Source organism: Nitratireductor indicus C115 (genome assembly GCF_000300515.1).
In the GTDB taxonomy this organism is placed as follows: Bacteria; Pseudomonadota; Alphaproteobacteria; order Rhizobiales; family Rhizobiaceae; genus Nitratireductor; species Nitratireductor indicus.
In genome coordinates this window covers 37,956-61,764 of sequence record NZ_AMSI01000013.1, presented here as the reverse complement: position 1 = coordinate 61,764, position 23,809 = coordinate 37,956, and the positions used below count along the sequence as shown (strand labels likewise).

The window sequence follows — 23,809 nt, the reverse complement described above, 5'->3', positions numbered from 1 at the left end:
GATAGGTCTTCGAACGAGAAGCCCCCTATCCTCTTTCAGGCCCCCGCCGCATCCTGAAGGCGCAACTGGACACGGCGATTGCCGTTCCAATGGTTGACGGCGAGCGTTCCGGCCGCATGCACGATAGCACCCCGGCTCTTGAAGAGGAAATTGCCGAGATCGGTCTCCGCGGCACGGAAGGCGATCCCTTCTAGGCGCGCGCCGGTCTGCGAGCGCAACTCGATACGGATATGACCATTGCCGACGATACGCGCATCGTTCAGCCGGTGACGCGGCAAGGCTACCACCGGCGTGGGATGGCCCGAGCCGTAGGGTCCGGCCTTTTCCAGCTCATCCAGCAAGGCAAGCCCCGCTCCGTCGGCAGAGAGCGCCGCATCGATCTTCAGGCTTTCGGCGTCGCGCAGGGATTTCACCGCAGTCGCGGCCCGGTCCTCGAAGAATGCGCGCAGAGCGCCGAGTTTCGCACGTTCCACCGTGATGCCCGCCGCCATGGCATGGCCACCTCCCTTGACCAGCAAGCCCTCGGACACCGCCTCGCGCACGAGCTTTCCGAGATCAAACCCGGGAATGGAGCGGCCCGAACCCGTGCCTTTGCCTGACGGGTCGAAGGCGATGGCGAAAGTCGGTCGGCGCGCATGATCCTTCAGCCGCGATGCGATCAGGCCGACAATACCCGGGTGCCAGCGTTCGCTGGCCGTTACCAGAACCGCCGGCCCCTCGCCTGAAAGAAGCTCGGCATCGGCCTCGGCCCGCGCTTCGGCAAGCATCACCGTCTCCATGTCCTGACGCTCGGTGTTCAGGCGATCCAGCGTTTCCGCAATGCTCGCGGCCTCTGCCGGATCGTTGGTCGCCAGAAGATTGCTGCCGAGAGCGGCATTGCCGATGCGGCCACCCGCATTGATGCGCGGGCCGATCAGAAAGCCGAAGTGATAGGGGTTCAGCGGTTCGCCGATGCGCGATACCCGTGCCAGCGCGGCAAGCCCCGGTGTCAGCATCTGGCGGGCCGCCAGAAGTCCCTTGACGACGAAGGCTCGGTTGACGCCGACCAGAGGTACCACATCGCAAACAGTCGCCAGAGCCACGAGATCGAGCATGGACAGAAGGTCGGGCGGGGTCTTGGTTGCGCCTTGCCGGCGCAGTTCCTTCACGGTCTGGACCAGCGCAAGGAACACAACGCCCGCCGCGCACAAATGCCCCTGCCCCGAAAGGTCGTCCTCCCGATTCGGATTGACGCTGGCAACAGCGGGTGGCAGCTCGCCTCCGACCTGATGGTGGTCGAGCACCACCACATCGGCACCCGCCGCATTCGCCGCGGCCACCGCCTCGACGCTGTTGACGCCGCAATCGACGGTGACAATGAGGCTCGCGCCGCGTTGCACGAGTTCACGCATGGCATCGGGGTTCGGGCCGTAACCTTCGAAGATACGGTCGGGAATGTAGATTTCCGCCTCGATGCCGTAATGGGCGAGAAACCGCTTCATCATCGCGGACGAAGCGGCGCCATCCACATCGTAATCGCCGAAGATCGCTACCCTCTCGCCACGCCGGATTGCCTCCGCCAGACGGGCGGCTGCGGCTTCCATGTCGGTGAGGCTTGCCGGATCGGGCAGAAGATCGCGGATGGTCGGCGCCAGAAAGCGCTCGGCATCGTCCTGCCCAACGCCCCGGCCAGCGAGCACGCGCGCGACGATATCGGGAATGCCGTGATTTTGGGCGATGGCAAGCGCGATGTTCTCGCCGCGCTGATCGAGGCGATGCTCCCACGCCAGCCCACGAGCCGAGTGCCGGATATCGAGAAAATACCGTTTGTCGCCAGTCGTCATCGCCGCCTAGGTTTCACAGGCGCGGAGCAAAGGCAAGCCGGGACGATGCGGTTTGCCTTGCCCGCAATATATGGACGACCGGGCGCCCTTTCTTCAGAACTTATCGAGGTCCTGATGGCGCGCGATGATTTCGCGGACGGTCTGCGAGGAAGAACGCATCACGATGGTGTGCGTGGAAATCTGCTCGCGACCGAACTTGACACCCGAAAGTAAATTGCCGTCCGTCACGCCCGTGGCAGCAAAGAGCACGTCGCCCTTGGCCATCTCGTCCATACGGTAGATCTTGTTGGGATCGGAAATACCCATCTTGGCAGCGCGGGCAACTTTCTCCTCGGTGTTGAGCTGCAGGCGACCCTGCATCTGACCGCCGATGCAGCGCAGCGCAGCAGCAGCAAGCACACCCTCGGGAGCACCGCCAATGCCAAGGTAAATGTCGATGCCCGTCTCGTCGGGATCAGTGGTGTGGATCACGCCGGCGACATCGCCATCGCCAATAAGGCGGATGGCAGCACCGGTGCCGCGCACTTCTTCGATCAGCCGGGCATGGCGCGGGCGGTCGAGAATGCAGGCGGTGATCTCGTTGACCGGCACGCCCTTCGCCTTGGCGAGCGCCTCGATGTTCTCGACGGCCGGAGCGTCGAGATCCACAACGCCTTCGGGATACCCCGGGCCAACGGCAATCTTCTCCATATAGACGTCAGGCGCATAAAGCAGGCTGCCGCGTTCGGCGATGGCGATCACGGCGAGCGAATTCGGCAGGTTCTTCGCGCAGATGGTCGTGCCTTCCAGCGGATCGAGCGCGATGTCGACTTCCGGCCCCTCGCCGACGCCCACTTCCTCGCCAATATACAGCATCGGCGCCTCGTCGCGCTCACCCTCGCCGATCACGACCGTGCCCTTGATGGGCAGGCGGTTCAACTCGGAGCGCATCGCATCGACGGCCACCTGATCGGCGGCCTTCTCGTCTCCGCGGCCGCGCAGCCTGGCCGCAGCCACCGCAGCGCGCTCCGTCACACGAACGAGTTCCAGCGTGAGAATGCGGTCGAGACCGGCCTGGTTGGCTTTCAGCATGAGTTTGATCCTGATGTTCCGGCGCTCCCTATGAGCTGCCGGCTTCTTCTTGCAAAGAGCGCGCTCAACGGCAAGGCCCTGCGCCTTCCGTCAAGAACATGAATCGATTGAATAAATGTGACAGGGTGAAAACCGAGCCATGCCAGCGGCGCAAAAAGAGCGATATCCCGCCCCCCGCGCCGCGGCATGATCGTATTCAGGCGGCCCGTTCGATGCGGATCACCTGAGGCTTATCGACCAGATGGCCGTCCTGCATCACGCCGTCCACGGCCTTGCGGACAGCCGCTTCCGTGGTTTCGTGCGTGACCAGGATGACGTTCTTCTGATCTTCCGACAGCCCCGCATCGGCACGCTGAACGATGGATTCAAGCGAAATGTCATTGCTGGCCATGCGTTTGGCAATGGCAGCGAAAACACCGGCACGGTCATGCACCGTCATGCGGATGAAGTAGCCGCCCTCATGGGCGCGCATGCGGGCTTTCTTGTAGGGGGTGAGCTTCTTTGCCGGGCGGCCGAACACCGGTCCGTGCTGAAAACCCGGACGGCTCTTGGCAATGTCGGCGATATCGCCGATCACCGCGGAAGCAGTGGCGTTGCCACCGGCTCCAGGGCCGGAAAGAAGCAGTTCGCCCAGAATATCGGTCTCGATCGCAACGGCATTGGTGACACCATGTACCTGCGCGATGACAGACTGGGTCGGCACCATGGTGGGGTGGACGCGCTGTTCCACGCCGCTGTCGGTGCGCTGGGCAACACCCAGAAGCTTGATGCGATAACCGAGTTCAGCGGCAGCCCGGATATCCGCCTGCGTGATGTTGGAGATGCCCTCCATATAGATGTCATCGGCCGAAATGCGGCAGCCGAAGGCAAGGCTCGTCAGAATGGAGAGCTTGTGGGCCGTATCGTGCCCCTCGATGTCGAAAGTCGGATCGGCTTCGGCATATCCAAGGCGCTGTGCTTCCGTCAGGCAGTCCTCGAAGGACAGACCCTCTGCTTCCATCCGCGTCAGAATGTAGTTGGCCGTACCGTTCATGATGCCGAAAACGCGCTCGACGGTATTGCCGGCAAGCGATTCGCGCATGGTCTTGATGACGGGAATACCGCCGGCGACCGCCGCCTCGTAGTTGAGGAGAATTCCCTTATCCTCGGCAATGGCAGCAAGCTCAACGCCGCGCTTGGACAAAAGCGCCTTGTTGGCCGTCACCACATGGCGGCCAGCATTCAGGGCCGCCTTGACCGCCTCAAAGGCAGGTCCGCTGTCGCCACCGATCAGTTCGACAAAAACGTCGATATCCGCGGTGCGGGCAAGGTCGACCGGATCGTCGAACCATTGCGCGCCGGCCAGGTCGATGCCGCGATCACGCGTTCGGTCACGCGCGGAGACGGCCGTCACCGTAATCGTGCGTCCGCATTGCCGGGTCAGTTCTGCTTCCTTCTCGGCCATGCAGCGCACAACGGACGCTCCAACGGTACCAAGACCCGCAATTCCAATACGCAACGCTTCGACCATCTCGCGGCGTGCTCCTTCTGGTAAATTAAGCTGTTTTCGGGTGTATCCGCTCAGCGACGCGCGCCGAGCGGAATGACGTTGTCGGCGCTTTCGGGCGCCTGAGACAGGAAGCGCTTGATATTGCGCGCAGCCTGGCGAACGCGGTGCTCATTCTCCACCAGCGCGATGCGCACATGATCGTCGCCGAACTCGCCGAATCCTATGCCCGGCGCAACCGCGACATCGGCCTTCTCGACCAGGAGCTTGGAGAACTCAAGCGAGCCCAGATGGCGGTAGGGTTCGGGGATCGGCGCCCAGGCGAACATGGTGGCGGGTGGTGCCGGAACGTCCCAGCCCGCGCGTGCAAAAGATTCCACCAGCACGTCGCGACGGCGATGATAGATCGAGCGCACTTCCTCAATCTCAGTTCCATCCGAGTTCAGCGCGGCGGTGGCAGCCACCTGGATCGGCGTGAATGCACCGTAATCGAGATAGGATTTCACCCGTGACAGCGCCGCGATCAGCCGCTCATTGCCCACTGCGAAGCCCATGCGCCAACCGGGCATGGAGAATGTCTTCGACATGGAGGTGAATTCCACCGTCACGTCCATTGCACCGGGCACTTCCAGGACGGAGGGCGGCGGCGTGCCGTCGAAATAAATCTCGGAATAGGCAAGGTCGGACAGGATGATCAGATCATGCTTTCGCGCAAAGGCAACGACATCCTTGTAGAAATCGACACTCGCGGTGAAGGCGGTCGGATTGGCCGGATAGTTGAGGATCAGGGCCAATGGCTTGGGCGTCGAATAGCGCACGGCGCGCTCGAGAGCGGGAAGGAAATTGTCGTCCGGCTCGGCCTGCATGGCGCGGATGACGCCGCCAGACATGATGAAACCGAAGGCATGGATCGGATAGGTCGGGTTCGGGCACAGAATCACGTCGCCGGGGGCGGTGATGGCCTGCGCCATATTGGCGAAACCTTCCTTCGAGCCGAGCGTGGCGACGACCTGAGTATCGGGGTCGAGCTTCACGCCGAAGCGACGGGCATAATAATTGGCCTGGGCGCGGCGCAGGCCAGGAATGCCGCGCGAGGATGAATAACGGTGGGTGCGCGGGTCGCGCACCACGTCACACAGCTTGTCGACGATGGCCTGCGGCGTCGGCAAATCCGGATTGCCCATGCCGAGATCGATGATATCGGCCCCGCGCGAGCGGGCGCTCGCCTTCAGGCGATTGACCTGCTCGAACACATAAGGCGGAAGCCGGCGGATTTTATGGAATTCTTCCATAGGGGTTCCTCAACACGCATGCGCACCTTGCGCCGGCTCTCCTTATACCCAAACCCCCGGGCGGTCGAGAGCAAGGCGCGCCACAAGGGCACAGGAAAATGGGCCCGGGAACCCGGCGCGGCGAGCTATTCGCTCTTTTCGATTTCCTCAAGCTGGCGCTGGGCGTGCGTTCTGGCCAATTCGCGAAGACGGCGGGTTTCGGCTGCCGTATCGACGGAGGGCGCGTTTGCATTGACGCTGTTGCGCGTGGCGGTCAGATCGCGCACGATCGAGCTTTTCTCTGCGTCGCTGATCGGATTTGCCGCCCTTGTGGGCGCCACGTTGAGATTTGGATATTCGCCCGTTTCTCGAGGCCCGCCACCTGAAGGCTGCGCGACCGGGTTGGCGGCGGTTTCCTGCGGGCGGGGTTGGGGAACCGGCGTTGCCGTCGCGCTGGTGGGAGCGATGTCGGCAAGATTCGTCGTCGTGCAACCTGAAAGGGCAGCAAGGGCCGCGCAAATCGCGGCAGCAGGAAAAAAGGCGCCTCGCCTCGTCAATTTCATATTCTCTTCCGATTCAAGTCGCTACGATGCATCATGAGAATGGGGAGCTTCCCGACAAACTATGTTAACAAGGCGTCAGTTGGAAGGCGCATATAAGTGCGGGCGCAAGTTATGGCTGAGCAGAAAGAACGCGATCGGCAAGAGGATGACCGCTCCAGCCCTTTGATCGACCAATACACCGCCAGGAATCCCGAGCAATTCGCGCGCAATCTGGCGCGCGCCATGGAAGAACTCGGCAAAGTGGCTGCCGCGTGGACCCAAGCCCGCGAAAAGGGCGAGGCAAGCGACGTCTCGGCAGCTCCCATCGCCGACATGATCAAGACCTTTTCACGTGTCAGCGAATATTGGCTCGGCGATCCTACACGAGCGCTGGAAGCACAGACGCGGCTCTTCGCCGAATTCATGGGCATCTGGGCAAACGCCATTCGCCGCATGAGCGAAGCCGGCATCCCCGACCATGCGGAGGCTCCGGCTTCCGACAAGCGTTTCCAAGACCCCGAATGGGGGCGCAACGCCTTCTTCAGTTTCCTCAAGCAGGCATATCTCGTCACCTCGCGATGGGCGCTCGACCTTGTGGAAGGCGCCGATGGCCTTGACCTGGCGACCCGGCACAAGGCCCGCTTCTACATGGAGCAGGTGAGCCAGGCGCTGTCACCCTCCAATTTCCTGCTCACCAATCCCGAGCTCTTCCGCGAGACGATGGCGAGCAATGGCGAGAATCTGGTGCGTGGCATGCGCATGCTCGCCGAGGACATCTCCGCCGGCAGGGGCGATATCAAACTGCGCCAATCGGATGCTTCCCAGTTCAAAGTCGGCGAGAACATTGCGGCCACACCCGGAAAGGTGATCGCACGCAACCGGCTGGTGGAGGTCCTGCAATACGCACCGGCGACCGAGAACGTGCTCAAGCGCCCTCTCCTGATCGTCCCGCCATGGATCAACAAATTCTACATTCTCGATCTCAACCCCAAAAGATCGTTCATCCGCTGGGCGGTGGAACAAGGTCACACGGTGTTCGTCATCTCCTGGGTGAACCCGGACGAGCGGCACGGCACTCTGGACTGGAGCGACTATTTTGAGGAAGGGATCCGCTTTGCTCTCAACGCTGTCGAAAAGGCGACCGGTGAAAAGCAGGTCAACGCCGTCGGCTATTGCGTCGGCGGAACCCTGCTTGCGGCCAGCCTGGCGCTGATGGCAGCGGAAGGCGACGAGCGCATAGCAACGGCGACCTTCCTCACCACGCAAGTGGACTTTACCTATGCAGGCGATCTCAAAGTGTTCGTCGATGAAGAACAGATCGCAGCCCTCGACAAGGTGATGCAGGGCAAAGGCTATCTCGACGCCAACCGGATGGCCACGGCCTTCAACATGCTGCGGGCCGGCGACCTGATCTGGCCTTATGTGGTGAACAATTATCTGCGCGGTAAGGCGCCACTTCCCTTCGATCTCCTTTACTGGAATTCCGATTCGACCCGGCTGGCCGCCGCAAACCACTCCTACTACCTGCGCAACTGCTATCTTGAGAACAACCTGTCGCACGGGCGTGCCGTACTTGGCGGCAAGAAGATCGACCTTGGCGCGATCACGATACCGATCTTCAATCTGGCGGCCCGCGAAGACCACATCGCCCCTGCAAAATCCGTGTTCCTCGGCAGCAGCTTCTTTAGCGGCCCGGTCGAATTCGTCCTGGCAGGATCAGGCCACATCGCAGGCGTGGTCAATCCGCCCGTCTCCAACAAATACCAGTTCTGGACCGGGGCGAAGCCTGCCGGCGAATTGGAAAGCTGGATCACGAACGCACAAGAAACCGGCGGTTCCTGGTGGCCCTATTGGCAGACATGGATCGAGAAACAGGACGGCGAACGCGTTGCCGCCCGTAAACCGGGTGGTAAGAAAAAGCCCCTAGGGGATGCACCCGGTGATTATGTCCGTATTCGTTCGTGAACGCCCACAGCATTGCCAACAGGGTTAACGGCGTATAGAAAATCAACACAATAGCCGGCATGCAGCATGTTTTGCATAAGCAACATGTTCTTGCCTCATTTGTTACCTAGCGGCATATTTCCGTTTCTCGCGAATAATTTGTTTTGCGTATTCGATTCGGAGGTGGGCTGAGCATGGCGCTGGAACGGTGTGTTCCCCGCCGCTCTGAACTGTCTTGTTGAGGGGGTTGGTTCTTGGCTTTCTGGCATCGCGGCACAGGTCGCGCGATCGAAGGGAGAGGTGTTGGCTGCGGCAGCGTTATCGCCGCACTCATGTCTGTCCTTCTCGCTTCCTGCTCCACCGCGTCCGACCCCACGGTTCAATTGGGGCTTGCTCCCGCCGGAGACCAGAGCGCCTCGACAACGCTCGCCAGCGCTTCCCTCGGAGAGGACACGCTCTCCTTTGCGGATGCTTCTGCCCCCACCCCGACTGCACGTCCTGGACAGGAAGATGCAGTCGCGGTAGCGGCAGCCGAGGGAACACCGCAGGCTTCCGAGGAGGCGCAGGGCGCCACTCAGACGGCGCAAGCCGAGCCCGAAGCCCCCGCGGCTGAGACCAATCAGGAAACGGCAAGCGCCGCCCCGGCCAAACCCCAAAACAAAGAAGAGGCACCGGTCCAGGCTGCAGCCGCCGAATTACCGGCCGAAGCCCCCCAGCAAAACGCTGAGGAAACCAGCCCCAAGAAACGCGATTTCCTCTCCGCATTCTTCTCCGGCCGCCAATCGAATGCAGCAGCGGCCGTCGAGAAAGCAGCGACGCCAGCCGCCCAACCCAAGCCGGCACAGCGAGGAGAAAAACCCAAGGTGGTTCTCACCGCGGCCACTTCGGACGCTCGACCGGTTCGCGCCAGCCTTGGCGATGCCCTGCCCGGCGTGCGGCAAGGCGAGAGCCTTTTCGAATTCACCCGAAAATCGGGTTCGGGCGATGCAGACGTCGATCTTTACGAGGACGAGCCGAGCTATCAGGTTGCTTCGGCGGCAGGCCTCGCGCGTCTGGCGCCCAATGGTCTTTTGAAGCAACGCGAAAGCGTCGATACCGCCTGCCTCAAGCCGGCTCTGGTGAGCGTTCTCAAGAAGATCGAACGCCATTACGGAAAGCGAATCATCGTCACTTCAGGCTATCGCAGTCCCAGCTACAATCAGCGTGTTCGCGGCGCGCGCAACTCGTTGCACATGTACTGCGCGGCTGCCGACATCCAGATCGATGGCGTGAGCAAATGGGAGCTGGCCAAGTTCGCGCGCTCCATGCCCGGCCGTGGCGGTGTTGGCACCTATTGCCACACGAATTCGGTGCATGTGGACGTCGGTCCGGAGCGCGACTGGAACTGGCGCTGCCGCCGCCGCAAATAATTCAAAAAAACGTATGCTACCATCACAAGATGGGTTGCCGGGAGCCGCGAAGCTCACTATAAGGCACCTCGTCTTGAGCGCGCCCATCGTCTAGCGGTTAGGACGCCGCCCTTTCACGGCGGAAACAGGGGTTCGATTCCCCTTGGGCGTACCAAGATATTTCTCTTTCCTCTTTCATGAATCGTTGTGCCAGCGTGTGGTGCCTGTCAGGCCACGCCGCCAATCGGCGGTCGCATGTTTGACCCCGCGCGAGCGACTGCTTAAGCACAGCCTTGGTTTCGAAGGCTTCCGGTGCCCTCTGCCGGACATCCGCCTCTCAGGCAAGCATGTGAATTTCCCATTTCCCCGCCATCAGCGTGTGTGGGCAGGACTATGGGCAGAGTTGAAAGCGACAGGGAATGGCCAGTGCCAAGGGCTTCGTGGAAGCCACACTCGATTCGTTCGCACGACATGCCCGCCTGATTCTCATTGCCGGGCTTCTGGTCGGCCTTTTCGTTCCCGGCGCAGCCCAGGCGGCCAAGCCGTGGATCGCCGAGATGATCGGGGCACTGCTTTTCATGGCAGCCCTTCGCGTCGGGCCAAGGCAGCTTCTGGGTGCCGTGCGCGATATCGGCCAATCGGCGGGTACGAGCCTGCTCCTGCAGCTTGCGCTGCCTCTTCTTCTCATTCTCATCTTCTATCTGGTGGATTGGCGCGGCGCCCTTCCCACCGCGCTTATTCTGATGGCCGCGGCTCCCCCCATTTCCGGCAGCCCGCATCTTGCGATCATGACCGGCAACGATCCCGCCCCTGCCTTGCGGGTCATGACGCTCGGCACCGCCTTGATGCCGCTCACCGTTGTTCCGGTGTTCTGGTTCATGCCAGCGCTCGGTGATTCGAGCCTCATTCTTATGGCGGCAGGCCGGCTGCTTTCGGTGATCGCGGTGGCGGTGGCTGCGGCCTTCATCGTGAGAGGGTTCTTCCTGAAATCTCCCGGGCCTCGTGCTATTCGCTCCATGGACGGCATATCGGCCCTGCTGATGGGGATGATCGTCATCGGCCTCATGTCGGCAATGGGCGCAATGCTGTGGGTGGATCCGCTGCAGGTTCTGTTTCACCTTGCCGTCGCTTTTGCGGCCAATTTCCTGCTGCAGATCGCGGCCGCGCTGTTTCTGGAGAAAACCGGGCACCAGGCGCTGGCAGGCCCCCTCGGCATTGTTGCGGGAAACAGGAATATCAGCCTCTTCCTGACCGCCCTGCCCGCCACGATCACCGATCCACTTCTTCTCTACATCGGCTGCTATCAGGTTCCCATCTATCTGACCCCGATGCTTCTCGGCCGCTTCTATCGGAAGCGGGCACCGGCAGCGCAGCCACATAGCGCCTCTCCTGGCGAGGATTGAAGAAAGAATGCGCTTTTCCTCGCCTCTTGTCGAAGCAACGCTCCTGCGCCGCTACAAGCGGTTTCTGGCCGACGTCATATTGCCTGACGGAAGCGCAATCACCGTTTCCGTGCCGAACACCGGGTCGATGCTTGGACTTACGGCACCCGGTTCCCGGGTCTTTCTCTCCCATTCCGACGATCCCAAGCGAAAATACGCCTATCGTCTCGAAATCGTGGAAGCTGACGGCACCCTGGTCGGCATCAACACTGGCATGCCCAACCGCATCGCCGAAGAGGCAATACGCGCAGGGCTCGTGGGGGATCTGGCTGAATATGTTACCCTCAAGCGGGAGCAGCGGTATGGGGAGCGCTCGCGCATCGACCTGCTGCTTGAAGACCCCGAACGCAAAACCGTCTATGCCGAGGTCAAGAACGTCCATTTCATGCGCACTTACGGGCTTGCCGAGTTCCCCGACACTGCGACAGCACGCGGAACGCGGCATCTGCAGGAACTCGCCCGCATGTGCGCCGATGGGCACCGGGCAATCATGATCTATGTCATCCAGCGGGGAGATTGCGATCGCTTCAGGCTTTGCAAGGATCTCGACGCGCGCTATGCGGCAGCATTCCGCATTGCGTCGGATGCGGGGGTTGAAGCTTGCGCCATCAAGTGCCAAATCACTCCCGAAGCGATCATCGCCGATTGCACAATAGACATCCTGGCGTGAAAGCCTCACAATCGTTCACGCTCCCAACACAGACTGACAGCGAAGCCATGGTCACCTATCTCGAAGCCGACGCCGCCCCCTTGCGCAATACGGGACAGATCCGTCTTTACGACGAGGCCGGTTTCGAGGGCATGCGCAAGGCCTGCAACCTCACTGCACGCTGCCTTGACGAACTCGCTTCGATGGTTGAACCGGGCCTCACCACCAACGCCATCGACCGTTTCGTCTTCGAATTCGGCATGGACCATGGGGCGGTTCCGGCCACACTGAATTATCGCGGCTACACGAAATCCACCTGCACTTCGATCAATCATGTGGTCTGTCATGGCATTCCCGACGACAAGCCGCTGCGCGAGGGCGACATCGTCAATATCGACGTGACCTATATCGTCGACGGCTGGCATGGCGATTCGAGCCGCATGTATCCCGTCGGCACGATCAAGCGGGCCGCGGAACGTCTTCTGGAAGTCACGCATGATTGCCTCATGCTCGGGATCGAGGCCGTCAAACCCGGCGCACGCACCGGCGCCATCGGCGCAGCCATTCAGGCTTATGCGGAAGGTGAGCGCTGCTCCGTAGTTCGCGATTTCTGCGGCCATGGCGTGGGGCTTCTGTTTCACGACGCGCCCAATATCCTGCATTACGGCAGCGTGAACGAGGGCGTCGAAATGCGCCCCGGCATGATCTTCACCATCGAGCCGATGATCAATCTCGGCAAGCCGCATGTGAAAGTTCTCTCGGATGGCTGGACAGCCGTAACGCGCGACCGCTCGCTGTCGGCGCAATATGAGCACACGGTTGGCGTCACCGAAACCGGGTGTGAGATTTTCACGCTTTCCCTGGCGGGCCTCGACCGCCCCGGCCTGCCTCCGAAGATCTGACTGCAACCGAAAAGAGTTCCCCGAACATCTTTCCCTCCTTGAGGGAATTGCCCTACTATCCGCATGGGCGGCATGGAGCGGTGGTCGTTTCAGGGAAACGCTGATCCGCTTGATCTCCCTGTTCTTCCGCATTCGTGCGGGCGTCAAATGGTTCCATCTGGAGTGCAAACGCGCCGGGCGGGACATCATTTTCGGGTGGGGTACGGATGCGCAACGACGATATGGGTGGCGAAGATGAGCGCGGGTTCTTCGCAGAGGGGCCGATCAAGCCCCCTGCGGAAACGACCGAACCAGCCATAGACAAACCGCATTATCACGGGCACCGGGAGCGGCTGCGGCAACGCTTTGCCGAGGCCGGCAGCGATGCGCTTTCAGATTATGAGCTTCTGGAGCTCTTTCTCTTCCGTTCCATTCCGCGCGCGGACACCAAAGGGCCGGCAAAAGCCCTTCTCAAGCGCTTCGGTTCGCTGGCCGGTGTGATCGGCGCGCCGAGCCAGCGCCTTTGCGAAGAGCCGGGTATCGGAGAAGCGGCCGCGCGCGATCTCAAACTCGCCGGCGCCCTCGCCCGGCGTATGCTGAAAAGCGAGTTCATGGGACGGCAGGTCCTGGCATCCTGGTCGAAGGTCATCGACTATTGCCATGCGGCCATGGCTTATGAACCGCGCGAGCAGTTTCGCATCCTGTTTCTGGACAAGAAGAACCGGCTGATCGCCGACGAGGTGCAGCAAACGGGAACTGTGGATCACACGCCGGTCTATCCGAGGGAAATCGTGCGGCGGGCGCTCGAACTCTCAGCGAGCGCGGTCATTCTCGTGCACAACCATCCCTCGGGCGATCCCACTCCCTCGCAGGCGGATATCCAGATGACGAAGACCGTCGTGGAAACGGCTGAGCCGCTCGGCATCACGGTGCACGATCACATCATCATCGGCGCGAGCGGCCATGTCAGTTTTCGCGGCACGCATCTGATCTAGCTTTCGCCGCCACACGCGGCATCGGGGAAATCGGCCCGATCACGGAAGAAGAACTGGGACGAGTGTCACTATACGATTGGTCATTGCGCTCGACCGGCCGTGCTCAATCTCGCAGCAGTGGCGTCATGCATGGTTCGATGCAACACGTGCCTGATCACGACACTTTGCGGCCTGACAGAACACCGGCAACCGCATAGATACAAAAACAAGATTTGGAATGGCCCGAAACAGAACCGGCTGACTACCCAAGCCGGCCTTAAAGAAAAAGGCCGCCCTGAGGCGGCCTTTCCTGATTGGGGTCGGAAACGGGCCTACTCGCCCTCTTCCTTCTTCTTGGCGGCGGCCTTCTTGGGCGCTGCCTTCTTTTTCGGAGCGGCCTTCTCGGCCTTGGCCGGCTTTTCGCCAGCGTCATCCTCGTCGTCGGCCATCAGTTCGTCGCGCGACACTTTCTTGTCGGTGACGGAAATCTCGCCCAGCAGATGGTCGATGACCTTCTCCTCGAAGAGAGGAGCACGGACATTGGCCAGCGCCTGCGGGTTCTGACGATAGAACTCGTAGATCTCCTGCTGCTGATGGGCGGGATAGCGGCGAATGGACTCGATCAGGCCGCGCTGCATTTCCTCGTCGCTCACCTGGACACCGGCTTTTTCGCCGATCTCGGAGAGAAGGAGGCCAAGGCGCACGCGACGCTCGGCAAGACGCTGATATTCCTCGCGCGCCTCTTCCTCGGTCGTGTCCTCATCCTCGAAGGTGTGGCCGGCGCGCTCGAGATCGCGGGTGACCTGCTCCCAGATGTTGTTGAACTCGGCCTCGACCAGACGCTCGGGAGCCTCGAACTTGTAGGCCTCGTCAAGAGCGTCGAGAATCTGGCGCTTCGCCTTCTGGCGCGTCACCTGACCGAACTGGTTCTCAAGCTGACCACGAACGATCTCGCGGAGCTTCTCAGCCGATTCCAGGCCGAGCATCTTGGCGGTCTCGTCGTTGATCTCCAGCTCGTTCGGCTTGGAGACTTCCTTCACCTTGATGTCGAACTCGGCTTCCTTGCCGGCGAGATGCTCAGCGGCATATTCATCCGGGAAGGTAACCTTGATCGTGGTCTCGTCGCCAGCCTTCAGGCCGACAAGCTGCTCTTCGAAACCGGCTATGAACTGGTTCAGGCCGATCACCACCTCGGAATCCTCGGCGGCGCCACCTGCAAAGGCTTCACCGTCGATCTTGCCCAGATAGTCGATCTTGACCTTGTCGCCGTCAGCCGCCTTGCCCTTCTTCACCTCGTAGGTGCGGGCGGAATCGGCAACGCGCTTGACCTGTTCTTCAACATCTTCATCCGGCACGTCATGAATCTGACGGGTGATCTTGATATCGGAGAAAGGCTTCAGCTCGATCGGCGGAATGACCTCGTAGGACATGGTGAACTCGAAGTCGGCGCCGCCGGAGAGAACCTTCTCGGCTTCCTTCTCGTCCTCGGTCATGGCGATCTCCGGCTGCATAGCCGGCTTTTCACCGCGATCGGTAAGAAGCTTCTGCGTGTCCGACAGAATCTCGTTCACGACTTCCGCCATGAGCGACTTGCCATAGACCCGGCGCAGATGCTGGACCGGCACCTTGCCCGGCCGGAAGCCCTTGAGGTTCACCTTGTCCTTGGCGGTATCGAGGCGCTCCGAAAGACGGGCCTCCATATCCTTGGCCGGGACGATGACCTTCAGTTCGCGCTTGAGCCCTGAATTAAGAGTCTCGGTTACCTGCATCCATCAAAACCTTTGTATTCGCTTGCATCACCGCTTTCACGGCGCCCAACGCTCTACTGTCGGGGAAATTCGTGCCGGGAACTGGCCTATCTGGTGCGGGTGGAGGGACTTGAACCCCCACGGCTTGCGCCACAGGAACCTAAATCCTGCGTGTCTACCAATTCCACCACACCCGCTTCGAAAGTCCCAAGATACGCCTAAAGCTTCCGAAAGCGCGGGGTTCTATATCACCTGCACCCACTCTATCAAAGAGAAATTGGCAATTTTCAGGGCTTTTTTGCGCCTTTCCGGAAAGCCTGCGGCTTCGCCCCGCTGCAGCGCGGCAAGTCCCACCGGGCAACGCTTCACGAGAGGTCGCAACCGCCTGTCAAAGAGCCGTCATGCTGCAGCCGCAAAGAAGCCATGTTGCATTGCACAAAACGCATTGCAGTCATGCAACATTGGCACTTCAAAGCATGGCTCGATGGGACTATCTCCTCATCGCAAGACGAATTCAGATTTCGCATCGAAGTGAGACTAGAGAAATGAACATCATCCGCAATTATCGCAACTGGCGCCGCTACCGTCAGACGGTTACCGAGCTGAGCCGCCTTTCCAACCGGGAGCTGAACGATCTCGGCATCTCGCGTGGCGATATTCCGTTCGTGGCGCGCAAGTCGCTCTAACAGTTCAAGGAATTCCGTCAGGGTTATCCTCCTCCCAATCCTGACGGATACGACCGGCTCCTCCTCCTCCCAAAAGCCGGTCACCCTAAAACGACACCCGCCGAACCTCCTCCCTCGGCGGGTGTTGTTTCCCCGGAAAAGTCGCTTAGGCGGACATCCGGACAGTTTTCGAGTTTCCGGCGGAACAACCTCCTCCCTGTTCCTTCGGAATTGACCGGCCCCTCCTCCTCCCAAAGGCCGGTCATCCCAAAACGACACCCGCCGAACCTCCTCCCTCGGCGGGTGTTGTTTCCCAGCGGAGGCTCCCCATATAGGGAGCGACCGCAGAAGAATTAGAGTTTCGTCAGAACACTCCTCCTCCCAGTTCTGACGGATACGACCGGCTCCTCCTCCTCCCAAAAGCCGGTCATCCCAAAACGACACCCGCCGAACCCCTGACGGATACGACCGGCTCCTCCTCCTCCCAAAAGCCGGTCATCCCAAAACGACACCCGCCGAACCTCCTCCCTCGGCGGGTGTTGTTTCCCAGCGGAGGCTCCCCATATAGGGAGCGACCGCAGAAGAATTAGAGTTTCGTCAGAACACTCCTCCTCCCAGTTCTGACGGATACGACCGGCTCCTCCTCCTCCCAAAAGCCGGTCATCCCAAAACGACACCCGCCGAACCTCCTCCCTCGGCGGGTGTTGTTTTTTTGGGGAGCGCCCATTGCATCCAGCCTCTCCTCCCGACACATTTCCCTTTCTTCAAAGCGTTTGCGGAAAAGCTTCCCGTTGCATTCCGCTCTGCTGCGGCCTATCTCGGCAGCCATGAAACCGATACACATCATTGGCGGCGGTCTCGCCGGCTCGGAAGCAGCATGGCAGGCAGCCCAGGCGGGCGTGCCGGTCGTCCTGCATGAAATGCGGCCTGTGCGCGGAACCGACGCACATAAGACGGACGGGCTTGCCGAACTCGTCTGCTCCAACTCGTTCCGCTCCGACGATGCCGAGACCAACGCGGTCGGCGTTCTCCATGCGGAAATGCGGCTCGCCGGCTCGCTGATCATGAGTTCGGGGGATGCCAACCAGGTTCCCGCAGGCGGTGCGCTCGCCGTCGATCGCGAGGGGTTTTCCGAGGCGGTGACCAAGGCTCTCGAGGCTCATCCGCTCATCACCATTGCGCGTGAGGAAATCACCGGCCTGCCTCCTGAGGAATGGGATGAGGCGATCATCGCAACCGGACCGCTCACCGCGCCGGCTCTGGCGGAGGCGATCTCGGCTGCGACTGGCTCGGAATCACTTGCCTTCTTCGATGCAATCGCCCCCATCGTTCATTTCGACACGATCAATCTGGACATTGCCTGGTTCCAGTCGCGCTACGACAAGGTGGGACCGGGCGGAACGGGCAAGGACTATATCAATTGCCCGATGGACAAGGCGCAGTACGAGGCTTTCATCCAGGCCCTGCTCGATGGCGGCAAGACCGAGTTCAAGGAATGGGAAGGCACGCCCTATTTCGATGGCTGCCTGCCCATCGAGGTAATGGCCGAACGCGGCCCCGAGACGCTGCGGCACGGGCCGATGAAGCCGATGGGGCTTACCAATGCTCACAAGCCGGATGAAAAGCCCTATGCCGTGGTTCAGCTGCGGCAGGACAATGCGCTTGGCACGCTCTACAATATGGTCGGTTTCCAGACGAAGCTGAAATATGGCGAACAGACGCATATCTTCCGGATGATTCCGGGCCTTGAGACTGCCGAGTTCGCCCGGCTCGGTGGCCTGCACCGCAACACCTATCTCAATTCCCCCGCTCTGCTCGACGGCACGCTGCAGCTCAAAACCCGCACCGGTCTGCGCTTTGCCGGGCAGATCACGGGCTGCGAGGGCTATGTGGAAAGTGCGGCCATGGGCCTCATCGCCGGCCGCTTTGCGGCAGCCGCACGGCTGGGACGTCCGCTCACCCCGCCGCCGGCGACCACCGCTTTCGGCGCGCTTCTCAACCATATCACCGGCGGGCACATCCTGTCCGAGGACGAACCCGGAAAACGCTCTTTCCAGCCGATGAACGTCAATTTCGGCCTGTTTCCGCCGATCGAGGTGCCCAAACCTGAGGGCAAGCGCCTGCGTGGCAAGGAAAAGACACTCGCCAAGAAGCGCGCCATGAGCGCCAGAGCGCTTGCCGATTGCAAGGCATGGCTGGAAGGCGCTGCGGCGGAAATCGCCGCAGAGTGAATTCGCGGAGCGGTGCGCTCAGGGCCAGTCGGCTGAGCGCAACAGCAGGATGCCGTCGATTGCCTGCAATTCAACGGCAGGCTTCACCTCGGCGAACAGGTAGGATGGAACAATCATCACACGGCGCCCCTCCGCTTCGAGCGAGATTGTGGTGGGTGCCGTTTTCTGAACCCGGAAAGACAGGATTGTCTCTTCACTGACCTTGAAGCGAACCGCCTGCGCCTTGCCGACCGCAATCGACAGTTCGTTGTTGCTAAGCGAAATACGGACCTCGCGGCCCTCCGGGAATTTCATTGAAAATGGCTGCTCGGATGCCGAGCGCGGTCGCACGCCCACAAACAAAAGATCGAACCCCTCGATTGGACGAGCGGCAGCTTCTGTTCCGAAGAAGGTAATCGGGGCTTCCGGCCGCACATATTTCATGTCCGGATCGAGCCCCCAGGCCTCTGCAACATCCCTGTAGCGGTCGCCCCCGTTTAGATCGCCGTCGGGATCGATTTCCAGAGTGTCGGGAGCCACACGATCCAGCGCCCCCTTTCCGTTCAGAAAGCGCAATATGGATAGTGCATCGCGCTCTGCTTCCGGCGAAACGGGCTTTTGGTCGACAATCGCGAGAAAACGTTCGGTCTGACTGTCGATGGACCGTGAAATAGCTCCCTGCGGGCCGAAACTCGCAAGCAGAAGGGCCGCCACCGGCAAAGCCGCCACGAGGCGGGTATCGCCGCGCAGGCGCGGTAGAAGCTGGGCGAGAACCAGTACTGCGCTGATCACCCCGAAAAGCCCGAGAAGGAAACGGTCGACCGTGACGCCATAAGCGTTCAGGCGAACCGCCAATGCATAGAAAAGGAGCACAAGCGGTACAGGCATGAGCAATGGCCAGAACCGCACGAAGAAGCGCGTCGGGGCGCGGGCCGTATCCATGAAAGGGCGGGTAAGGATGAGAACGGCGAAAATACAGAAGCCGTAGGTGAGAACCAGCCATCCGACCTGCCCATCGGGCAATGACCAGGTGATGACGATTTTCGCCGCATAAAGATGAAGGATAATCGCATAGACGATAAGGATGGGCACGGCGGCGAAATCGCCGAGCGCGCGCATGCCGCGCTTCATCAGCCCCGCTTCCATGTCGCCCGGCGCGGTCTCGAAATCCTGCGGGGTCTGCCCCATGGCGAAGAGTGGAGCTATGAAGAGACCGATGGAGGCCCAGACATGCTGATAGAGGTCATGGGATACCGGCAGGCCGAAAAGATGCGAAAGGCTCGCCAGAATGGCCGAGATGCCGCCGCCAAAGAGGCCGAGTGCCAGAAGCCCGAGCATCCCCGCAAAGACGAGACGGGCACCGAACAGCCAGAAAGATGCGCTTGAGCCGCGCCCGATGAAGGGCGCCACCGGAACAAATCCAGCAAGAGCAAGCACGAAGGCCCATTCGGTGGTGCCGGAAGCGAAGGCGAAGCCCGGCCATATGATGGCAAAGGCGAGGAGGCCGGCGACAAGCCCCAGCAATATTCCAACACCGGATTGAAAACGGTGGGCCTGTGCAAACAGGGTGGCGGGAAAGGAGGCCAGAGCCGCTACCGCAAGTGAAAGGATCAGATCATCCTGGCGCGCCGGTGAGATGATCCATCCCAACAGGGAGCGGTTGTCCAGAATTTCGAGATTGGCGACAAAGGCGCAAAGAAACAGGAAAAGCGTCGTTACGGGAAAACGCTGTATCGCATCGCGCGCCGCAGACAGGGTTTCGCGAAGAGCCGCCTTCCAGCCCGTTGCCGGATGCGTGTCCGATGAATGCGAGGCCAATTCAAACCCTCCAGCTGAACAATGCATTTGCCTGACATCATGGCAGACAGGCGGAAATACGGCAGCGCCGCATCATCCCCAACCGGATGTCGCCCGGCGGAACATGATCCAATGCCTGCGCCATGCTGGAATCTCGGCAACCTCGTCGAGCGCGCGAACGCCCTTCCCCTCCAGCCGCCCGAAATAGGCGGGCGCAAGGCCTGCCGGCAGGAAAGCCGGCCGAAGGGCCGGCACAAGATCGCGAGCAAGGGTTTCGAACCTGGCCGCGTGATCGCGCCCAAGCGCCACCATGGCGGCGATGACCCTTTCGGCCCCTGATCCATCGCGACCGGAGAGAAACGCCTCGCGGTCGATGCCTGCCGCTGCCATCACATCGGCGGGGACGTAGCATTGGCCGCGCCTGCGATGAATCGGGAGCAGGCGCAGCAAGCCGGCGATTGCCTGCGCACAGCCGGCGTGCCCCGCGATCTCGGCCACGCCACGCGCCGCTGCCGGATCCAGAACGAGGCTTGCAAGCTGAATCAGAGCCGATGCCGTTTCCCCGCAATAGCCCTCGAGGTCATTACGGCTGGGCATTGGATCGTCATATAGATCGAATTCGCGTGCATCGAGCATGTTGAGGAAAGGATCGAGCGGCAGCCCGTGTTCCCGAATGGTCTGCGTCAACGCGATGACCAACGGCGCGCCTTCGGCCTCTCCTCCTCCGTGCGACACTCCCATTGCCAAGGCGTCACGCCAGAACTGCAACCTTACCGCACCGGGCAAAGGCTCGCTGACACGGTCACGAATGCCGGCAATTGCTGAGTTGAACGCATAAAGAGCAAAGAGTGCGCCGCGCTTTTCCTCCGGCGCATAGAGCACGGAGAGATAGCGGTCGCGATCCGCAGCGCGGGTGACCGCCATTGCGTGTTGCGGTTCGCCTGCCATGTCAATCGACGGCGATCAGGGCAGCGGCAACGCTGCGGTCTTCTGCCAGAAGGACGTTGTAGGTGCGCACAGCTGCACCCGTCGACATGGTCTCGACTGCAACTCCCGCTTCGCGAAAACGCCTGCGCAGATCGGCCGGCATGGGAATGAGGGTCTTGCCCGTTCCCACCAGAAGAATGTCGAATTCGCCCGCTTCGTCGAAAAGACGCTGGAAGTCCTGTTCTTCGAGACCGGGAAAATCCTGTGCGTCCCAGCCGTGAACACCGGAGGGAAGGCACAGGATCGATCCGCGGTGCGACATGTCGGCAAAGCGAAATCCGCCGTTGCCGTAAGCATCGAGGGGAGCGCGGCCCGGGAAATGGGCCGCGCGTATTTCAAGGCCGCCCGCCATTACTTGGCCGGAAGCTGACCGGCTGCGGGGTCTTCGGCATCGTCCTGCGCACCGGCATCAGCCTGCGCTCCACCCGGCCGCATGCGGAACAGGATGAGCAAGGGACCGGCGATGAAGATCGACGAATAGGTACCGATCACCACGCCGAAGATCATTGCCGCCGTGAAGGAGCGGATGACTTCGCCGCCGAAGATGAACAGGGCCACCAGAGCGAGCAAGGTTGTCAGCGACGTCATGGTTGTGCGCGACAGCGTCTGGTTCATCGACAGGTCGAGCAGCTGTGGCAGCGGCATCTTCTTGAACCGTCTGAGATTCTCGCGGACACGGTCATACACCACCACCGTATCGTTCAGTGAGTAACCGACGATGGTCAGGATGGCTGCGATACTCGTCAGGTTGAACTCGATGCCACTTACCACGAAGAAGCCCACCGTCATGATGACGTCGTGCAATGTGGCAAGGATCGCGCCGACGGCGAACTGCCATTCGAAACGCAGCCAGATGTAGATCAGGATGGCAAAGAGTGAGACGAGAACGGCGATGGTGCCAGCGCGCGCCAGTTCGTTGGAAACGGTCGGTCCCACCACCTCCACACGCCGGAAGTCGTAAGCGTCCTCAAGCTCGCCGCGCACCTTCGTGATCACGGTCTGCTCTGCATTCTCGCCACCGTCCTGCGCCTGAATGCGGATCAGCACCTCACGCGGATCGCCGAACTCCTGCACCTGGACTTCGCCCAGATTGAGGTCGGAGAGGCGTGCACGAATGTCGGCCAGATCGGCAGGCCCCTCACGCGACTGAACCTCGATGGAGGAACCGCCGCGGAAGTCGATGCCGTAATTCATGTTGACGGTCATGAACAAGGCAACTGCCGCAATAGAGGCGACAGCCGACAGGGTGAAGGTTACCCGGCGCAGCTTCATGAAGCCGATGCGCGTCTCGTCGGGAACAAGCTTGATGGGGTTGCGCGGCAGTTCCTTCGGACGGCGACGGCGAACCCAGTCGGCCACGATCCAGCGCGTCAGAGTATAGGCCGTGAACACGGTGGTCGCGATACCAATGGCGAGCGTGACCGCAAAACCGCGTACCGGCCCCGATCCCAGATAGAACAGGATGACAGCCGCAATCAGCGTGGTGACGTTGGCATCGATAATGGTGGCAAGCGCCTTGGAGAAGCCGATATCAACCGACTGAACCACGGAACGGCCATTCTGCCGCTCCTCGCGTATGCGTTCGAAAATAAGCACGCTCGAATCCACCGCCATGCCGACGGTCAGAACGATACCGGCAATACCCGGCAGGGTCAGGGTCGCTCCCAGCACCGACAGGATGGCGATGATCATGGTGACGTTGGCAACGAGCGCGATGACGGCGAAGACGCCCAGCAGCCCGTAAACGGCGATCATGAACGCCACGACCAGCACCGAACCGATGACCGACGCGATCTTGCCCGCATCGATGGAGTCCTGGCCGAGACCCGGACCGACGGTCCTTTCCTCAATGACCGTCAACGTTGCCGGCAATGCGCCGGCGCGCAGCAGCACCGCGAGATCGTTGGCGCTCTGGACGCTGAAACTGCCGGAGATCTGTCCCGTACCGCCCAGGATGGGCTCGCGGATCTGCGGCGCCGAAATCACCTGATCGTCGAGAATGATGGCGAACAGCCGCCCGACATTCTGCTGGGTCGCCTGGCCGAAACGTGTGGCGCCCTTGGTATCGAAGCGGAAGCTGACCACGGGTTCGTTGGTACGCTGGTCGAATGTTGCCTGTGCATCGACAAGGTTCTCGCCCGAGACAATGACCCTATCCTCGATCAGATAAGGGACGGGCGGATCATCGACCGAGTATTTGACGGAAGTACCGACGGGCGGGCGACCGTTAATCGCTTCCTGAACCGGCACGGACTGGTCGACCATCTGAAAGGTCAGCTTGGCTGTCTGTCCAAGAATGTCCTTCAGGCGCTGTGGATCCTGCAGACCCGGCACCTGCACGAGAATACGATCGTCGCCCTGACGCTGGATCACGGGCTCGGTGGTGCCAAGCTCGTTGACGCGGCGGCTGACCACCTCGATGGACTGGGAAAGCGCGGAGGAGACGCGGTAGTTGATCCCCTCCTCCGTCAGCGTGAAACGAAGAAGCCCGGGCTCCGGTTCGCTCATCGCCAGTTCGCGCACGGTGCCGCCGCCGAACAGGCCCGACGAAATGGGCTGCGTCAGCTCGTTCAGCGCCTGCCTGGCCGCATCGTATTCCGAAGCGTCGCGAATGCGCACCTGAACCGTCTGGCCGGAACCGCCAAGGCCCGTATAGCCAATCTTCTTATCCCGCAGGATGCGGCGGATATCGTCACGCGTTGTGACGATGCGCTCATCGATAAGATCCTTCTTCTCGATCTGAAGGAGGATATGGGAACCACCCTGCAGATCGAGACCCAGCGTCATCGGCCGCGACGGCGCCCAGCTCGGCATCGAAGAAAGATAGGAAGCCGGAACGATGTTCGGAATCGCATATGCAACGCCGAGCGCCACGGCCAGCCAGATGAATATCGTTTGCCAGCGCGAGAAGTGTAGCATGGGGCCTCGTCG

18 protein-coding genes and 2 tRNA genes are annotated in these 23,809 nt (G+C 61.1%); 9 read left to right on the top strand and 11 right to left on the bottom strand.

Annotated features, from left to right (window positions below; all coding sequences use genetic code 11):
* Positions 1-35: 35 nt before the first annotated feature.
* From recJ to NA8A_RS17715, 5 genes are all read right to left on the bottom strand, one after another.
* Complete coding sequence (gene recJ / locus NA8A_RS17735; RefSeq protein WP_009451745.1) at positions 36-1,823, bottom strand: single-stranded-DNA-specific exonuclease RecJ; 1,788 nt, start codon at positions 1,821-1,823, stop codon at positions 36-38.
* 93 nt (positions 1,824-1,916) lie between these two features.
* Complete coding sequence (gene glpX / locus NA8A_RS17730; RefSeq protein ID WP_009451744.1) at positions 1,917-2,894, bottom strand: class II fructose-bisphosphatase; 978 nt, start codon at positions 2,892-2,894, stop codon at positions 1,917-1,919.
* Between the two features lie 196 nt (positions 2,895-3,090).
* The gene (locus tag NA8A_RS17725) at positions 3,091-4,404 is read right to left on the bottom strand and encodes a homoserine dehydrogenase (protein ID WP_009451743.1); all 1,314 of its coding nucleotides are present in this window, start codon (positions 4,402-4,404) and stop codon (positions 3,091-3,093) included.
* Between the two features lie 50 nt (positions 4,405-4,454).
* Positions 4,455-5,672, bottom strand: coding sequence for an LL-diaminopimelate aminotransferase (locus NA8A_RS17720; RefSeq protein ID WP_009451742.1), 1,218 nt, complete (start codon positions 5,670-5,672; stop codon positions 4,455-4,457).
* A gap of 125 nt (positions 5,673-5,797) precedes the next feature.
* Positions 5,798-6,214, bottom strand: coding sequence for a hypothetical protein (locus tag NA8A_RS17715; protein WP_009451741.1), 417 nt, complete (start codon positions 6,212-6,214; stop codon positions 5,798-5,800).
* 111 nt (positions 6,215-6,325) lie between these two features.
* Between NA8A_RS17715 and NA8A_RS17710 the strand changes: the two genes are divergently transcribed.
* From NA8A_RS17710 to radC, 7 genes are all read left to right on the top strand, one after another.
* The gene (locus tag NA8A_RS17710) at positions 6,326-8,158 is read left to right on the top strand and encodes a PHA/PHB synthase family protein (protein WP_009451740.1); all 1,833 of its coding nucleotides are present in this window, start codon (positions 6,326-6,328) and stop codon (positions 8,156-8,158) included.
* Positions 8,159-8,391: 233 nt separating this feature from the next.
* Entirely contained in the window at positions 8,392-9,546 is a 1,155-nt protein-coding gene (locus NA8A_RS17705; RefSeq protein WP_009451739.1) for a YcbK family protein, read from the top strand.
* A 79-nt stretch (positions 9,547-9,625) separates the two neighbouring features.
* Positions 9,626-9,700, top strand: a tRNA-Glu gene (locus tag NA8A_RS17700).
* A gap of 244 nt (positions 9,701-9,944) precedes the next feature.
* Positions 9,945-10,928 carry a hypothetical protein gene (locus tag NA8A_RS17695; protein ID WP_009451738.1) on the top strand — a complete coding sequence of 328 codons (984 nt, stop codon included), beginning with the start codon at positions 9,945-9,947 and terminating at the stop codon, positions 10,926-10,928.
* 7 nt (positions 10,929-10,935) lie between these two features.
* Positions 10,936-11,637, top strand: a complete 702-nt coding sequence (gene sfsA / locus NA8A_RS17690; RefSeq protein WP_009451737.1) for a DNA/RNA nuclease SfsA — start codon at positions 10,936-10,938, stop codon at positions 11,635-11,637.
* Positions 11,638-11,684: 47 nt separating this feature from the next.
* Positions 11,685-12,518, top strand: coding sequence for a type I methionyl aminopeptidase (gene map, locus NA8A_RS17685; protein WP_009451736.1), 834 nt, complete (start codon positions 11,685-11,687; stop codon positions 12,516-12,518).
* A 206-nt stretch (positions 12,519-12,724) separates the two neighbouring features.
* Complete coding sequence (gene radC, locus NA8A_RS17680) at positions 12,725-13,492, top strand: RadC family protein (protein WP_009451735.1); 768 nt, start codon at positions 12,725-12,727, stop codon at positions 13,490-13,492.
* Between the two features lie 311 nt (positions 13,493-13,803).
* On the opposite strand, the gene tig is transcribed toward radC, so the two are convergent.
* Together tig and NA8A_RS17670 are read right to left on the bottom strand one after the other, a co-directional pair.
* Positions 13,804-15,240, bottom strand: a complete 1,437-nt coding sequence (tig, locus tag NA8A_RS17675) for a trigger factor (protein ID WP_009451734.1) — start codon at positions 15,238-15,240, stop codon at positions 13,804-13,806.
* 91 nt (positions 15,241-15,331) lie between these two features.
* A tRNA-Leu gene (locus NA8A_RS17670) sits at positions 15,332-15,416 on the bottom strand.
* A 348-nt stretch (positions 15,417-15,764) separates the two neighbouring features.
* Between NA8A_RS17670 and NA8A_RS24725 the strand changes: the two genes are divergently transcribed.
* Complete coding sequence (locus NA8A_RS24725; RefSeq protein WP_007008226.1) at positions 15,765-15,905, top strand: DUF1127 domain-containing protein; 141 nt, start codon at positions 15,765-15,767, stop codon at positions 15,903-15,905.
* Positions 15,906-16,711: 806 nt separating this feature from the next.
* Positions 16,712-18,115, top strand: a complete 1,404-nt coding sequence (gene trmFO / locus NA8A_RS17665) for a methylenetetrahydrofolate--tRNA-(uracil(54)-C(5))-methyltransferase (FADH(2)-oxidizing) TrmFO (RefSeq protein WP_040672997.1) — start codon at positions 16,712-16,714, stop codon at positions 18,113-18,115.
* An 18-nt stretch (positions 18,116-18,133) separates the two neighbouring features.
* Here the strand turns inward: trmFO and NA8A_RS17660 are convergent, their stop codons facing one another.
* The 4 genes from NA8A_RS17660 to secDF form a co-directional block, all read right to left on the bottom strand.
* A complete protein-coding gene (locus NA8A_RS17660; protein ID WP_009451732.1) occupies positions 18,134-19,912 on the bottom strand; it encodes a DUF4153 domain-containing protein in 1,779 nt (592 codons plus the stop codon).
* Positions 19,913-19,984: 72 nt separating this feature from the next.
* Entirely contained in the window at positions 19,985-20,815 is an 831-nt protein-coding gene (locus NA8A_RS17655) for a phytoene/squalene synthase family protein (protein ID WP_009451731.1), read from the bottom strand.
* A gap of 25 nt (positions 20,816-20,840) precedes the next feature.
* Positions 20,841-21,230: an Mth938-like domain-containing protein gene (locus NA8A_RS17650; RefSeq protein WP_009451730.1), complete on the bottom strand. Its 390-nt coding sequence runs from the start codon at positions 21,228-21,230 to the stop codon at positions 20,841-20,843.
* Positions 21,230-23,797 carry a protein translocase subunit SecDF gene (gene secDF, locus NA8A_RS17645; RefSeq protein ID WP_009451729.1) on the bottom strand — a complete coding sequence of 856 codons (2,568 nt, stop codon included), beginning with the start codon at positions 23,795-23,797 and terminating at the stop codon, positions 21,230-21,232. Before secDF ends, NA8A_RS17650 begins: the two co-directional genes overlap by 1 nt.
* Between the last annotated feature and the right edge of the window lie 12 nt (positions 23,798-23,809).